This is a genomic window from Rhodococcus chondri (assembly GCF_036327435.1).
In the GTDB taxonomy this organism is placed as follows: Bacteria; Actinomycetota; Actinomycetes; order Mycobacteriales; family Mycobacteriaceae; genus Rhodococcus; species Rhodococcus chondri.
On sequence record NZ_JAUZMZ010000045.1, the window covers coordinates 1 to 14,501 of the forward strand.

14 protein-coding genes are annotated in these 14,501 nt (G+C 69.3%); 4 read left to right on the forward strand and 10 right to left on the reverse strand.

Annotated elements, in window-relative coordinates; translation table 11 throughout:
- From Q8814_RS10155 to arc, 3 genes are all read right to left on the reverse strand, one after another.
- Nucleotides 1-367, reverse strand: a 367-nt coding sequence (locus tag Q8814_RS10155) for a proteasome accessory factor PafA2 family protein (RefSeq protein ID WP_330151889.1), incomplete at its 3' end; no start/stop codon positions are given.
- A 48-nt stretch (nucleotides 368-415) separates the two neighbouring features.
- Nucleotides 416-808 (reverse strand): nitroreductase family deazaflavin-dependent oxidoreductase, encoded by a 393-nt coding sequence (locus tag Q8814_RS10160; RefSeq protein WP_330151890.1) that lies wholly within the window; start codon nucleotides 806-808, stop codon nucleotides 416-418.
- A 68-nt stretch (nucleotides 809-876) separates the two neighbouring features.
- Entirely contained in the window at nucleotides 877-2,658 is a 1,782-nt protein-coding gene (gene arc, locus Q8814_RS10165; protein WP_330151891.1) for a proteasome ATPase, read from the reverse strand.
- A gap of 215 nt (nucleotides 2,659-2,873) precedes the next feature.
- Here arc and Q8814_RS26535 point away from each other — a divergent pair, with 215 nt between their 5' ends.
- Nucleotides 2,874-3,104, forward strand: coding sequence for a hypothetical protein (locus Q8814_RS26535; RefSeq protein ID WP_408015874.1), 231 nt, complete (start codon nucleotides 2,874-2,876; stop codon nucleotides 3,102-3,104).
- Nucleotides 3,105-3,131: 27 nt separating this feature from the next.
- On the opposite strand, the gene Q8814_RS10175 is transcribed toward Q8814_RS26535, so the two are convergent.
- Nucleotides 3,132-3,983, reverse strand: a complete 852-nt coding sequence (locus Q8814_RS10175) for a tRNA (adenine-N1)-methyltransferase (protein ID WP_330151892.1) — start codon at nucleotides 3,981-3,983, stop codon at nucleotides 3,132-3,134.
- A gap of 192 nt (nucleotides 3,984-4,175) precedes the next feature.
- On the opposite strand from Q8814_RS10175, the gene Q8814_RS10180 reads away from it, so the two are divergent.
- Entirely contained in the window at nucleotides 4,176-5,021 is an 846-nt protein-coding gene (locus Q8814_RS10180; protein WP_408015875.1) for a thioesterase family protein, read from the forward strand.
- A 36-nt stretch (nucleotides 5,022-5,057) separates the two neighbouring features.
- On the opposite strand, the gene hisG is transcribed toward Q8814_RS10180, so the two are convergent.
- The 6 genes from hisG to metH all read right to left on the reverse strand — a co-directional run bounded on the left by hisG (nucleotide 5,058) and on the right by metH (nucleotide 12,369).
- Nucleotides 5,058-5,921, reverse strand: a complete 864-nt coding sequence (gene hisG / locus Q8814_RS10185) for an ATP phosphoribosyltransferase (RefSeq protein ID WP_330151893.1) — start codon at nucleotides 5,919-5,921, stop codon at nucleotides 5,058-5,060.
- 91 nt (nucleotides 5,922-6,012) lie between these two features.
- Nucleotides 6,013-6,294 (reverse strand): phosphoribosyl-ATP diphosphatase, encoded by a 282-nt coding sequence (locus Q8814_RS10190; protein ID WP_330151894.1) that lies wholly within the window; start codon nucleotides 6,292-6,294, stop codon nucleotides 6,013-6,015.
- Between the two features lie 46 nt (nucleotides 6,295-6,340).
- The gene (locus tag Q8814_RS10195) at nucleotides 6,341-7,228 is read right to left on the reverse strand and encodes a pseudouridine synthase (protein ID WP_330151895.1); all 888 of its coding nucleotides are present in this window, start codon (nucleotides 7,226-7,228) and stop codon (nucleotides 6,341-6,343) included.
- A 2-nt stretch (nucleotides 7,229-7,230) separates the two neighbouring features.
- The gene (gene trhO, locus Q8814_RS10200; RefSeq protein WP_330151896.1) at nucleotides 7,231-8,088 is read right to left on the reverse strand and encodes an oxygen-dependent tRNA uridine(34) hydroxylase TrhO; all 858 of its coding nucleotides are present in this window, start codon (nucleotides 8,086-8,088) and stop codon (nucleotides 7,231-7,233) included.
- A gap of 2 nt (nucleotides 8,089-8,090) precedes the next feature.
- The gene (locus Q8814_RS10205; RefSeq protein ID WP_330151897.1) at nucleotides 8,091-8,807 is read right to left on the reverse strand and encodes an HAD family hydrolase; all 717 of its coding nucleotides are present in this window, start codon (nucleotides 8,805-8,807) and stop codon (nucleotides 8,091-8,093) included.
- A complete protein-coding gene (metH, locus tag Q8814_RS10210; RefSeq protein ID WP_330151898.1) occupies nucleotides 8,800-12,369 on the reverse strand; it encodes a methionine synthase in 3,570 nt (1,189 codons plus the stop codon). Before metH ends, Q8814_RS10205 begins: the two co-directional genes overlap by 8 nt.
- Before the next feature lie 51 nt (nucleotides 12,370-12,420).
- Here metH and Q8814_RS10215 point away from each other — a divergent pair, with 51 nt between their 5' ends.
- Nucleotides 12,421-13,314 carry a PAC2 family protein gene (locus Q8814_RS10215; protein ID WP_330151899.1) on the forward strand — a complete coding sequence of 298 codons (894 nt, stop codon included), beginning with the start codon at nucleotides 12,421-12,423 and terminating at the stop codon, nucleotides 13,312-13,314.
- A complete protein-coding gene (locus tag Q8814_RS10220) occupies nucleotides 13,311-14,474 on the forward strand; it encodes an MFS transporter (RefSeq protein WP_330151900.1) in 1,164 nt (387 codons plus the stop codon). The genes Q8814_RS10215 and Q8814_RS10220 overlap by 4 nt, the downstream gene beginning before the upstream one ends.
- The last annotated feature ends 27 nt before the right edge of the window (nucleotides 14,475-14,501 follow it).

Below are 14,501 nucleotides of genomic sequence, written 5' to 3' on the forward strand. Positions count from 1 at the left end.
GCCATAGCCGCCGACCTCCTCCTGCTCTCGGTGGCACCCGAACCCGGTCGACGACCGGTACGGCCACCACAACATCAGGCTTCCACCCTACCGAGCGCGCCCCGTTGGTGAGGATCATGTTGGCGGCGCCGACCTCGTCGGCGTCGATGATCGGGGCCGGCCCGTTGAACCGTCCGAGGTCGAATCCGCGGGCATCGCGCAGCGGGGATTCGACCTCGTAGTCCCAGCGGGTGCGCTTCGCGCGCGGCACACCCTCGGCGGCGGCGTACGCGAGCACCGCCTGGGTGGAGGTCAGGATGGGGTTCGCCGTGGGGTCGTGGGGTGAGGAGATCCCGTATTCGACCTCGATACCGATGATCCGCTGCATGCCCTCGAGCCTAGGCGATCGTGGTCGCCGCAGCGGCGCGGTGGGCGCTCACCGGCCCGGAGACGGCGCCGCGGTGCAGTCCAGATAGTCGGGTGCCCCGACGGCCCGCAACATCGCCCGCACCGGTGGCGGCGCCCACCCGGCGGTGGGATCGTGACCGATCCGCGGGGCGAGCACCGGTATCCGGCGGCCCCGGGTGAGCAGGGTCGCCCCGCCCGCGGCGCGCACGTTGCGCACCCAATCGGTGTCGGTGCCGTAGGTCAACGCGATCCGGTACCGGTCGCCGTTCCGGAACACCAGCACCGGGGTGCGGTAGCGGCGGCCGGAGCGGCGCCCGTGGTGTTCGACGACGGCGGTGCCCGGCAGGAACCGGGCCACCGGTCCGGTCACCCGGTTGGTGAGCACCAGGTTGAGGCGGGCCAGCACGCGTGGCAGCGGCATCGCACTCCCTCGTCCGGTGGCCGTCCGGCGCCGCGGTGCGCGGGCGCCGGACCGCCGGTGACCTCCTGTTACAGGTACTGGCCGGTGTTCGACTCGGTGTCGATCGCGCGGCTGGCACTGGCGTTCTTCCCGGTGACCAGGGTGCGGATGTAGACGATGCGCTCGCCCTTCTTCCCGGAGATGCGGGCCCAGTCGTCCGGGTTGGTGGTGTTGGGCAGGTCCTCGTTCTCGGCGAACTCGTCGACGATGGAATCGAGCAGATGCTGCACCCGCAGGCCCGGCGCCCCGGTTTCGAGCACCGCCTTGATCGCGTACTTCTTGCCGCGGTCGACGATGTTCTGGATCATCGCCCCGGAATTGAAGTCCTTGAAGTACAGGACCTCCTTGTCGCCGTTGGCGTAGGTGACCTCCAGGAAGCGGTTCTCCTCGGACTCGGCGTACATCCGGTCGACGACCCGCTCGATCATCACGCGCAGGCACGCGGCGCGGTCGCCACCGAATTCGGCGATGTCGTCGGCGTGCACCGGCAGGGTGTCGGTCAGGTACTTGGAGAAGATGTCCAGCGCCGCTTCCGCATCCGGACGTTCGATCTTGATCTTCACGTCCAGGCGGCCCGGTCGCAGGATCGCCGGATCGATCATGTCCTCCCGGTTCGAGGCGCCGATGACGATGACGTTCTCGAGTCCCTCGACACCGTCGATCTCCGAGAGCAGCTGCGGCACGACGGTGGTCTCCACGTCCGAGGACACCCCGGACCCGCGGGTGCGGAAGATCGAATCCATCTCGTCGAAGAACACGATCACCGGCGTGCCCTCGGAGGCCTTCTCCCGGGCCCGCTGGAAGATCATCCGGATGTGCCGCTCGGTTTCACCGACGAACTTGTTGAGCAGCTCGGGACCCTTGATGTTGAGGAAGTAGGACTTCGCCTCCTTCGAATCCTCCCCGCGGGCCTCGGCGATCTTCTTGGCCAGCGAATTGGCCACCGCCTTCGCAATGAGCGTCTTGCCGCACCCGGGCGGACCGTAGAGCAGCACACCTTTCGGGGGGCGCAGCGCGTACTCGCGGAACAGATCCTTGTGCAGGAACGGCAGCTCGACCGCGTCGCGGATCTGCTCGATCTGCCGGCCCAGACCACCGATGTCGCCGTAGTCGACGTCGGGGACCTCCTCAAGCACGAGATCTTCGACCTCGGCCTTGGGGATGCGCTCGAACGCGTACCCGGCCTTGCTGTCGACCAGCAGCGAATCACCGGGGCGCAACTTGAAGGCGTCACCGCTCTCGTCGACGCTGTCGGACACCGCCGGGTCCAGGGTCCGCGCGGCCGCCGCGGCGAGCGGCGCGGCCAACCACACCACCCGTTCCTCGTCGGCGTGACCCACGACCAGCGCCCGGGTGCCGTCGTCGAGCAGTTCACGCAGCGTGGTGATCTCCCCGACCCGTTCGAAGCCGCCGACCTCGACCACGGTCAGCGCCTCGTTGAGCCGGACGGTCTGCCCCGGCGCGAAGGTGTCGAGTTCGAGGTTCGGGGACACCGCGACCCGCATCTTGCGGCCCGAGGTGAACACATCGACGGTGCTGTCCTCGAACGTGGCGAGCAGCACCCCGTACCCGCTGGGCGGTTGGCCGAGCCGGTCGACCTCCTCGCGCAGGGCGATCAACTGCTGCCGCGCCTCCTTGAGGGTCTCGAGCAGCTTGCCGTTGCGTACGGTGAGGGACTCGAGTCGCGTTTCCAGCTCGCGCACCTCGTCGGACGGTTGGGCGAGCCGACGCCGCAGAGCCGCCACCTCGGCGCGCATCTCCTCGATCTCTCGTGCCGCCGCCACCGAATCCGGATTCTCTGACGAGCTCATCTGCGACTCCCTCCACTATCGGTCATTCCACGCTACCGGCACACGGGCGAATGTGTAGCGCGACACGAATTCCGGGTGTTCCGGCCAGGTGTCGAAACCCTCACGTCCCCGCGCGACCTCACCCCCACACTACTGTTAGGCTCACCTAACATTTTCAGGTTCTGCCTGTTCCGAAAGGACCTCCCCGTGAGCATTCGCGCCCCCGGGTCGCCGCCGTGATCGCCGCACTGGCCCTGCTGTCGGCCTGCGGCTCGACGAACTCCGGCACCGCCGGTGCCGACGCCCCCACCACCTCGACGCCGGCCACCACCGCCACCACCGAGGTCACCGGCCCGCACGGCGGCGCACCCATGCCGCTGACCTTCGAGCAGGTCGACGGCACCTGGGTCATCGCCGACGAGAGCGCCTGCTCGATGCTGAGCATGGGCCGCCTCGGCTGCCACTAGACGCCCGCGCTCCGACGCGGCGCCGGCTCAGCCCTTACTGGGCCGGCGCTGCGGCTTCGGGGTGGTCACCCCGTCCTGCAATCGCCGCGCACTGACCAGAAACGCCGTGTGGCCCTGCATCCGATGCTCGGGCCGCACCGCCAACCCCACCACATGCCAGCCGCGCACCATCGACTCCCACGCCCGCGGCTCCGTCCAACAGGTCTGCTCCCGCAACGCCTCCACCACCCGCGACAGCTGCGTCGTCGTCGCCACGTACACCATCAGCACCCCACCGGGCACCAGCGCCGCCTTCACCGTCTCGAGCACATCCCACGGCGCCAGCATGTCGAGCACCACCCGATCGACCCGGCCGTGCCGGTCGAGGTCGTAATCCGCCAGATCCGCCAGCTCCGTCGACCAGTTCTCCGGCCGCGCCCCGAAGAACGTATCGACGTTGCGCTCGGCGTACTCGAGATGATCGGCCCGCACCTCGTACGAGATCACCCGGCCGGCCGGCCCCACCGCCCGCAGCAGCGAACACGTCAACGCCCCGGATCCGGCGCCCGCCTCGAGCACCGTCGCCCCCGGAAAGATGTCGCCCTCCTGCACGATCTGCGCCGCGTCCTTGGGGTAGATCACCTGCGCCCCGCGCGGCATCGACATCACGTAGTCCACCAGCAGCGGCCGCAACGCCAGATACGGGGTGCCGTTCGTCGAGGTCACCACCACACCCTCGTCGGTGCCGATCAGATCGTCGTGCACGATCCCACCCCGATGGGTGTGGAACTCCTTGCCCGGCTCGAGCACCACCGTGTACTTGCGGCCCTTGGCGTCGGTCAACTGCACCCGGTCCCCGACCTCGAACGGTCCGCTGCGCCCGAGTCCGCCTACTGCCATCGCCGTGCCCACCTTCATCGACCTGCTGCGCCGTCCGCACGGGCCCGGCACCGCGCCGGACCCCCGGCACAGCCTGCCAGGTGCCCCACCGCACCCCACCCACCGGGCCGCGCCGACGCGGGTGCAATCATCAGGCGCAGGACGCGCCCGCCGAGGCGGGCCCCCGAACCCCGATCCGGAGGAGACACCCCAGTGAGCGACGCGGCGTATTTCGTACCGATCCACGAAAATACCCGCACCGCAACCGATCCGGAATCGACACCGGCGGTGCGCGTCGAACATTTTCGGCCCACGCGACACACCGTCAGCACCTGGGGCGACGACCTCCAGCACGGTGCGCCGCCGTCCGCGCTGCTCACCCGCGCCCTCGAACGCCACACCCCCCGCCCCGGCACCCGACTGACCCGCATCACCATCGACCTGCTCGGCCCCGTCCCCCTCACCGACATCGAAGTCCGCTCCTGGATCGACCGGCCCGGCCGCAAAATCGAACTCGTCGTCGCCGAACTCTGGGCCACCGCCCCCGACGGCACCCGCCGCGCCGTCGCGCGCGGCACCGCCTGGCGCCTCGAAACCGTCGACCTGCCCGACGTGGCGCGCACCTCCGAACCCCCGCTGACACCGGTCGCCGAGACCGAACGCACCGACATGGCCGGCGTCTTCTCGTCGTTCACCGGCTACATCGACACCCTCGACTGGCGCATCGTCGTCCCGTTCGGAGTCCCCGGCCCGTCCGCGGCGTGGCTGCGCACCGACGTCGCGCTCGTCGAAGGCGAAACCCCCACCGTCGTCGAGCGGCTGTTCACCGTCGCCGACGTCGCCAACGGCATCGGATCCAAGCTCGACCCCCGGCACTGGCTGTTCCTCAACACCGACCTGACCGTGCACCTGTTCCGGGCGCCCGACAGCGACTGGACCGGCATCGCCGCCGAAACCTCCGTCGGCCCCGACGGCGTCGGCATGACCACCGGCGTGCTCTACGACGAAACCGGCCCGCTCGGCCGGATCACCCAGAACGTGCAGGTGCGGCCCCGCTGAAGCAGGACCGCACCAAACACCGGGGAGTCGAACGCGTTACTCGGCGCCGCGCATCGCGCGGCAGGACCGGATGTTGCTCGCCAGAATCGCCCGCGCCCCCAGCTCCGCCAGCCGATCCATCACCGCGTTGTGGCCCTTGCGCGGCACCATCGACCGCACCGCCACCGAATCCTCGTTGGCCAGCGGCGAAATCGTCGGCGACTCGAGCCCCGGCGTGATCTTCACGGCCTCGTCGAGCAACTGCTTCGGGCAGTCGTAGTCGATCATCACGTACTGCTGCGCGAACACCACACCCTCGAGCCGGGCGATGAGCTGATTGCGGGCCCGGTCGTCCCGAGCCGAGCCCTCCCGCTCGATGAGCACCCCCTCCGAATCGCACAGCGACTCCCCGAACGCCACCAGATCGTGCTGGCGCAGCGTGCGACCGGACCCGACGACATCGGCGATCGCATCGGCCACCCCGAGCTGAATGGAGATCTCCACCGCCCCGTCGAGCCGGATCACCGTGGCCTCGAGCCCGCGCGCGGCGAGGTCGCGGCGCACCAGGTTCGCGTACGAGGTGGCGATCCGCAGCCCCTGCAGATCCTCGACCTTCCAATCACGGCCCTTCGGACCGGCATACCGGAAACTCGACGTCCCGAACCCCAACGCCAACCGCTCGACGACGGGCGCCCCCGAATCGAGCGACAGGTCGCGGCCGGTGATGCCCAGATCCAGCTCCCCGGACCCGACGTAGATCGCGATGTCCTTCGGGCGCAGGAAGAAGAACTCGACCTCGTTGATCGGGTCGATCACGGTCAGATCCCGCGAATCGGTGCGCCGGCGATACCCGGCCTCCTGCAGGATTTCGGCGGCGGACTCGGACAGCGAACCCTTGTTGGGGACGGCAACGCGCAGCATGGGACAAGATCCTTTCGGCAAAGCAGGACAGGCAGGAGGAAATCGACGGCACGGACGGCGCCCGGTCCCCGCAGGGACCGCGCACCGGCCGTCACAGATGCTTGTAGACGTCCTCGAGCTTCAATCCCCGCCCCACCATCAGCACCTGCACCCAATACAGCAGCTGGGAGATTTCCTCGGCCAGCTCCTCGTCGGTCTGGTACTCCGCGGCGATCCACACCTCGCCGGCCTCCTCGATCACCTTTTTGCCCTGCGCATGGACACCGGCATCCAGCGCGGCGACGGTGCCGGAGCCCTCGGGACGGGTCACGGCACGCTCGGACAGCTCGGCGAACAGGGAATCGAAGGTCTTCACGGGGGTTGATTGTTTCATGCCGTGCCCCACCGCCCCTCCCCGGCCACCACACCACCGGCAGCGCTCAGAACTCGAGGACCCGGCCGCTGTCGAACCGGCGCACCCGCCCGGTCCGCGGATCGGTGAACTCGAGACTGCGCGCCAGCAACCGCAACGGATCGGTGAACGCGGCCGGCGCGCGGCGCTCGAAGACCGGGTAGAAGTTGTCGCCGACGATCGGCACCCCCAGCGACGCCAGGTGCAGCCGCAACTGGTGGGTGCGCCCGGTCCGCGGATGCAGCCGGTACCGGGCCCGGCCGCCGCGGCGCTCGAGCAGTTCGATGCGGGTCTCGGAGTTCGGCTCGCCCGGCTCGTGCACCGCGGTGAGCTCGCCGTGCCGCTTCCGGATCCGGGTGCGCACCACCCGCGGGAACACCAGATCGTCGCGGTACCCGGCGATCGCCTCGTACACCTTGCGGACGCGTTGCTGCTCGAACAGGGCCTGGTAGGGGCGGCGCAACACCGGATCGGTCGTGCACAGCAGCACGCCCGCCGTCATCCGGTCGAGCCGATGCACCGGCACCAGCTCGGGCAGCTCCAGCTCCCGCCGCAACCGCACCACCACCGATTCCCGGATGTGCGCCCCGCGCGGAATCGTCGCCAGGAAATGCGGCTTGTCCACCACCAGCAGGCCCTCGTCGCGGTAGAGCACCTCGATCGGGAACGGCACCGGGATCTCCGGGACCGGTTCCCGGTAGAAGTACACGAACCGGGTCGGCTGATACCGGGTGTGCACGTCGATGCGCCGGCCGTGTTCGTCGACGAGTTCGCCCGCCGCGATGTGCGCGGCCCAGTCCTCGCCGGGATGCGCGGCCAGCAGATAGTCGACGACGGTGACCGGCCCCGACCCGGCCGGCATCCGCACCCGGTCCGGGCCGAGACCGTCGCGCACCGGCAGCGGCGCCGCCGCCACCGTCAGCTCCCGACGGGGTCGGGCACGCAGCCCTCGCACACCAAGGTCAGCTCCCGCCCGTTGATGTCCGGATGGTTGCGGTACCGCGAGGTGGGCGCCTCGCACAGCGCACACCGGCCCAGAATGGTGGCGTCCTCGCTGAATTCGACGTTCATCCGGCCGTCGAACACGTACAGCGACCCCTCCCACAGGCCGGCGTCGCCGAACGTCTCGCCGTAGCGGACGATGCCCCCGTCGAGCTGATACACCTCTTCGAACCCGCGGTTGCGCATCAACGCCGACAGCACCTCGCAACGCACCCCACCGGTGCAGTACGTCACCACCGGCCGCGACTTGAGATGGTCGTAGCGGCCGCTGTCGAGCTCGGCCACGAACTCACGGGTGGTCTGCACCTGCGGCACCACCGCGTCGCGGAACCTCCCGATCTGCGCCTCGAACCGGTTACGGCCATCGAAGAACACCACGTCGTCGCGGTCGGAGATCAACGCGTGCACCGCGTGCGGCGACAGATGCGTACCGCCACCGACGATGCCCCGCTCATCGACCGCGAGCTCGCCGGGCGCCCCGAACGTGACGATCTCCGGGCGCACCCGCACCGACAGCCGCGGAAAATCGTGGCCGGTGCCGTCCGCCCACTTGATGTCGATGTCGCGGAACGCAGGATAGCTCCGCAGGCCACGGACATACTTCTTCACGTCGGTGAGGTCGCCGCCGACGGTGCCGTTGATGCCGTGCTCGGAGAGCAGGATCCGGCCGGTCAGTCCGTGCGCGGACGCGAGGGTGTGCTGCCACAACCGGACCGCGTCCGGATCCGGCAGCGACACGAACTTGTAGAACAGCACAATCTTCGGGATCGCCACCGTCAGCGCCCGCCGGAGCCGTGGTACTCGCGCAGATCCGCCACGGTGAGCCCCTCGAGCGACGAGCGGAACACCCGACGCGGCGACCCGGGCACCTCCACCAGCGACGGCACGACCAGCACCGCGCACCCCGCCGCGTCCGCCGCCGCGGCACCGGTCGGCGAATCCTCGATCGCCAGGCACTGCGCCGGGGCAAGCCCGAGCAGCTCCGCGGCCCGCAGGTACGGCGCCGGATCCGGTTTGCCCGCCGGTACCTCGTCGCCACAGACGGTGTGATCGAAATGCTCACGACCGAGCGTGTCGAGGGCGACATCGCACAGCCGCCGGCCCGTGTTGGTCACCAGCACCTGCCCGAGTTCCGCGGCGCGCACCGTCCCCAGCGCCGCCCGGGCACCGGGACGCCACGGCAACCCCTGCGCAAACAGCCCGGCCATGTGCGCGTTGAGCCAATCCTCGGCCGCGGTCTGCTCGTCGGGGGTCGGTTCGAGACCGAGACCGGCGAACGTGCGCCACACCGACAGGTCGAGCGGCCCGCCGATCGTCGAGATCCGCGTCTGCTCGGACATCGGACCACCCAGATGCAGCGACAACTCCCGCATCCCGATGTCCCACAACTGCTCCGATTCGAGCAGGGTGCCGTCCATGTCCCACAGCACCGCCCGCAGCGTGGCGGACGGCACGACCGGTGCGCTGCACCCCGCATCCAGCTGATCAGACATTGAAGTACTTGGCCTCCGGATGGTGCAGCACGAACGCATCGGTGGACTGCTCGGGATGCAACTGCAACTCCTCCGACAACTCCACCCCGATCCGTTCCGCCTCGAGCAGCTCGACGAGCTTGACGCGGTCCTCGAGATTCGGGCACGCCCCGTACCCGAAGGCGAACCGGGCGCCCCGATACGCCAGGTCGAAGTACCCGGCGACCTCGTCGGGATCATCGTCGGCCGCGGTGCCGCCCTCGGCGAACGCCAGCTCCTGCCGGACCCGACGATGCCAGTACTCGGCGAGCGCCTCGGTCAGCTGCACCCCGATCCCGTGCACCTCGAGATAATCCCGATACGCATTCGCCGCGAACAGCTCGTTCGCGAAATCCGCGATCGGCTGCCCCATCGTCACCAGCTGGAACGGCCACACATCGACCTGCCCGGTGCGCTGCGCCTCCGCCCGCGACCGCACGAAATCGGCGATGCACAGGAACCGCGGCCGCTGCTGACGCGGGAACGTGAACCGGTACCGCTCCGGGGCATCGGGGTGCGGCTCGGTGAGCACCACCACGTCGTCCCCCTCGGACACCGCCGGGAAGTAGCCGTACACCACCGCGGCGTGCTGCACCACATTCTCGGTCGACAACCGGTCGAGCCAATACCGCAACCGCGGCCGGCCCTCCGTCTCGACGAGTTCCTCGTACGTCGGGCCGTCCCCGCCGCGCTGCCCACGCAGTCCCCACTGCCCCAGGAACAAGGCACGCTCGTCGATCAGCGACGCGTACTCCGCGAGGGCAATGCCCTTGACCAGCCGGGTGCCCCAGAACGGCGGGGTCGGGACCGGCAGGTCCGCCGCGACGTCGCTGCGTTCGGGGATCACCACCGGGGTCTCGGCGGCCTTGCGCTTCTCGGCGATACGCTTGCTGCGTTCGTGCCGTTCCTTGCGCTCGGCGGCCTTGCGGGCGGCCTCGAGTGCCTCCGGACTGTTCGGATCCGGGCCCTCACCGCGCTTGATCGCCATCACCCGATCCATCAGCGACAGACCCTCGAACGCGTCGCGGGCGTAGGACACCTCCCCCTCGTACACCTCGGCCAGGTCGTTCTCGACATACCCGCGGGTCAGCGCGGCCCCGCCGAGCAACACCGGGAACTGCTCCGCCACCCCGCGGGCATTGAGCTCCTCGAGGTTCTCCTTCATCACCACCGTCGACTTCACCAGCAACCCGGACATGCCGATCACATCGGCCCGCTTGTCCACCGCGGCGTCGAGGATCGTCGCGATCGGCTGCTTGATGCCGAGGTTGACCACCTCGTACCCGTTGTTCGACAAGATGATGTCGACCAGGTTCTTCCCGATGTCGTGCACGTCGCCCTTGACCGTGGCCAGCACGATCCGGCCCTTGCCGTCGTCGTCGGTGGCCTCCATGTGCGGCTCGAGATACGCCACGGCAGCCTTCATGACCTCCGCGGACTGCAACACGAACGGCAACTGCATCTGCCCGGAACCGAACAGCTCCCCGACCGTCTTCATCCCCGACAGCAACGTCTCGTTGATGATCTCGAGCGGCGGCACCGTCTGCATCGCCTCGGCCAGATCGTCGTCGAGACCATTGCGCTCGCCGTCGACGATGCGCCGCTCGAGCCGCTCGAACAACGGCAACGCCGCCAGCTCCTGCGCGCGCGATTCGCGCGCCGACGCCGCCGAGACCCCCTCGAACAACTCCATCAGCTTCTGCAGCGGGTCGTACCCCTCGGCGCGGCGGTCGTACACCAGATCCAGGGCCACCTGCCGGTGCTCGTCGGGGATCCGCGCCATCGGCAGGATCTTCGACGCATGCACGATCGCCGTGTCGAGGCCCGCCTCGGTGCACTCGTGCAGGAACACCGAGTTCAGCACCTGCCGGGCCGCCGGGTTCAGACCGAACGACACATTCGACACACCCAACGTGAAATGAATCTCCGGGTGCCGGCGGTGCAGCTCGCGGATCGCCTCGATCGTCTCGATCGCATCGTGCCGCACCTCCTCCTGCCCCGTCGAGATCGGGAACGTCAACGCGTCGACGATGATGTCGGCGGGGTCGAGACCCCAGTTCTGCGTCAGATCCGTGATCAACCGCTCCGCGATCCGCACCTTGTGCTCGGCGGTGCGCGCCTGCCCCTCCTCGTCGATCGTCAACGCCACCACCGCGGCACCGTGTTCGACCACCGATTCCATGATCCGCTGGAACCGCGACCCGGGACCGGCCCCGTCCTCGTAGTTCACCGAGTTCACCGCGCAACGTCCACCGAGATGCTCGAGACCGGCCCGGATCACGTCCGGCTCCGTCGAGTCGATCATGATCGGCAACGTCGACGCCGTCGCGAACCGGCCCGCCAACTCCGCCATGTCCGCCGCCCCGTCCCGGCCGACGTAGTCCACGTTCAGATCCAGCATGTGCGCACCGTCGCGGATCTGATCCTTGGCGATGTCCAGGCACTTCTCCCAGTCCGCGGCCAACATGGCCTCCCGGAACGCCTTCGACCCGTTCGTGTTGGTGCGCTCACCGATCATCAGGATCGACGCGTCCTGCGCGAACGGCACCGTCGAATACAACGACGACACCCCAGGCTCGTGCTCGGGCTGCCGCACCGCCGGCACCACCTCGCGCACCGCCTGCGCCACCTGCCGAATGTGCTCCGGCGTGGTCCCGCAGCACCCACCGACCAGCCCCAACCCGAACTCCGAGACGAACCCGGCCAGCGCCGCCGCCAACTCCGCGGGCTGCAACGGATACTCGGCACCGTTCTTCCCCAGTACCGGCAGACCCGCATTGGGCATCACCGACACCGGAATCCGCGCATGCTGCGACAGATACCGCAGATGCTCACTCATCTCCGCCGGACCCGTCGCACAGTTCAGCCCGATCAGATCGATACCGAGCGGCTCGAGCGCCGTCAGCGCCGCCCCGATCTCCGACCCGAGCAGCATCGTCCCGGTGGTCTCCACCGTGACATGCACCACGATCGGGATGCGGCGACCGGCCTGCTCCATCGCGCGGCGACTGCCCACGATCGCGGCCTTGGCCTGCAACAGATCCTGGCAGGTCTCGATGAGGATCGCGTCCGCACCACCGTCGAGCATGCCCAGCGCCGCCTCACCGTAGGCGTCGCGCAGCGTCGCGAACGGGGCATGGCCCAGCGTGGGCAGCTTCGTGCCCGGCCCCATCGACCCGAACACCATCCGGGCCATGCCGTCGCTCGACGGACCCATCTCGTCCGCCACCTCCCGGGCCAGACGGGTTCCACGTTCGGACAGGTCACGGATGCGGTCGGAGATGTCGTAATCGGCGAGATTGGGCAGGTTGCAACCGAAGGTGTTCGTCGAGACGATATCCGCGCCCGCCTCGAAGTACGCCCGGTGAATCCCACGGATCACATCGGGCCGAGACTCGTTGAGAATCTCGTTGCACCCTTCCAAGCCGCGGAAATCGTCCAGCGACAGATCCGCGGCCTGCAACATGGTGCCCATCGCCCCATCTCCGATGACAACGCGCTGCGACAGCGCATCGAGCAGGGCAGAATGCAGTGGGGTGGACATGGCCACCAGACTAGTGGGCGCACCAACCGGGCCTGGCCGTAGGCTGGACTGGTGAGTGCAAGTGAGTTCCCCGAGCCCGCGGACCAGGACGTTCCTGTCCTCCGCGATCCGATCCTCGTCGCCGCGTTCGAAGGATGGAACGACGCCGCGGACGCCGCCACCGGAGCCGTCGAGCACCTCGAACTGATCTGGGACGCCGAACCCTTCGCCGAACTGGATTCCGAAGAGTATTACGACTACCAGGTCAACCGGCCGCAGGTGCGGCTCGTCGACGGTGTCACCCGCGAAATCGACTGGCCCGCGACCCGCCTGTCCGTCTGCTCCCCACCCGGCAGTGAGCGCGACATCGTGCTGCTGCGCGGCATCGAACCGAACATGCGCTGGCGCAGCTTCTGCGACGCCATCCTCGAACTCGTCGACGAAATCGGTGTCCACACCGTCGTCCTGCTCGGCGCGTTGCTCGCCGACGCCCCCCACACCAGGCCCGTCCCCGTCACCGGCACCGCCTACAGCACCGACGCCGCGAAACGCTTCAACCTCGAAAAATCCCGCTACGAAGGACCCACCGGCATCACCGGGATCCTGCAGGACGCCTGCGTCCGCGCCGGCGTGCCCGCCGTCTCCTTCTGGGCCGCCGTCCCGCACTACGTATCCAACCCCCCCAACCCCAAGGCCACCGTCGCCCTGCTGCGCCGCGTCGAAGACGTCCTCGACCTCGAAGTGCCCCTCGGTGAACTTCCCGTCCTCGCCGAAGAATGGGAACAGACCGTCACCGAGATGACCGACGACGACGAAGACATCGCCGACTACATCCGCAGCCTCGAAGAACGCGGCGATGCCGAAACCGACATCTCCGATGCCATCGCCAAGATCGACGGCGACGCCATCGCCGCCGAATTCGAAAAATATCTGCGCCGGAGGGGCCCGGGCGGCTTCGCCCAGTGACCGGGCTGCGCGCGCGTCTGCCCCACGCCGCCCTCTACGCCGGGGGATTCCTCGGCCCGTTCGGCGGCAGCGTGGTCATCTCCATGCTCCCCGAGATCGGAGCCGACACCGGCGTCACCGCCGGCACCGCGGCCACCACCGTCACCGCCTACCTCGGCGTCTTCGCCGCGGCCATGCTGTTCTCCGGAACCCTCGGCGCCCGCTGGGGCCGCGCCCGCACCGTTCGCACCGCCTACCTCGCCTACGCCGTCGTCTCGATCGCCGCCGCACTCGCACCGACACTGCAACTGCTGCTCGGCGCCCGCATGCTCCAGGGCGCCGCCAACGCCTTCACCACACCGCTGCTCCTGGCGGCGCTCGCCGGCCTGGTCCCCCGGGTCCGCCTCGGCCGAGCCCTCGGGCTCTTCGGCGCCATGCAGGCCGCCGGACAGGCCGTCGCACCCCTCATCGGAGGGATCGCGGCCGAGTTCAGCTGGAGATGGGCCTTCGTCGTGCTCGCCGCCGCCGCTCTCGTCCTCGCCGCGATCGGACTGCCCGACACGCTCCGCAGCGACACCACCGACGACACCACCGCCCGCCTGCGCGATGCCCTGACACCGCGCGTGCTCCGCATCGGCCTCGTCGCGCTCCTCGGCTGGGGCGCCCTCGGCGGGCTCGGCTTCCTGCTCGCCTTCCGCGCCGAAGACACCTTCGGCCTCACCCCCGCCCAACGCGGCGCGCTGCTCACCGCCTTCGGCGTCGCCGGCATCCTCACCTCCCGGCACGTCGGCATGCTCATCGACCGCATCGGCGCGCGGCGCACCGTGCTGCTCGGCGCATTGAGCGGCGCCGCCCTCGTCGTGACCGTGGGCACCGTGCCGAGCATCGCCGTCGTCGCCGGAGCATGGTTCCTCGCCGGCCTCGCCTCGCAATGCATCCTGGTCGGCGTCAACACCGCGGTGCTCGGCGATCCCGGCGGTAACCGCGGCGGCGCCGTGTCGGTCGTCCAGTCCTTCCGCTTCGGTGGAGGTGCCGCCGCCCCGCTCGTCGTCACGCCTGTCTACACCGCCGACCCGGCCGCCGCATTCGTCGTGCCCGCCGTGCTGCTCGCGATCCTCGCGCCCCTCGCCATGCCCGGTCCGGTCAAACCCGGCGGCACTCCTGGCAGCACCCGGACCTGACCGGTGAGGACTTCCTGATCGCGGTGT

What these genes read in the sequence shown, in the direction of transcription:
- Q8814_RS10205 (WP_330151897.1), bottom strand. Translation starts at nt 8,807, where the DNA reads ATGTCTGATCAGCTGGATGCGGGGTGCAGCGCACCGGTCGTGCCGTCC.
- arc (WP_330151891.1), bottom strand. Translation starts at nt 2,658, where the DNA reads ATGAGCTCGTCAGAGAATCCGGATTCGGTGGCGGCGGCACGAGAGATC.
- Q8814_RS10160 (WP_330151890.1), bottom strand. Translation starts at nt 808, where the DNA reads ATGCCGCTGCCACGCGTGCTGGCCCGCCTCAACCTGGTGCTCACCAAC.
- Q8814_RS10175 (WP_330151892.1), bottom strand. Translation starts at nt 3,983, where the DNA reads ATGGCAGTAGGCGGACTCGGGCGCAGCGGACCGTTCGAGGTCGGGGAC.
- hisG (WP_330151893.1), bottom strand. Translation starts at nt 5,921, where the DNA reads ATGCTGCGCGTTGCCGTCCCCAACAAGGGTTCGCTGTCCGAGTCCGCC.
- Q8814_RS10190 (WP_330151894.1), bottom strand. Translation starts at nt 6,294, where the DNA reads ATGAAACAATCAACCCCCGTGAAGACCTTCGATTCCCTGTTCGCCGAG.
- metH (WP_330151898.1), bottom strand. Translation starts at nt 12,369, where the DNA reads ATGTCCACCCCACTGCATTCTGCCCTGCTCGATGCGCTGTCGCAGCGC.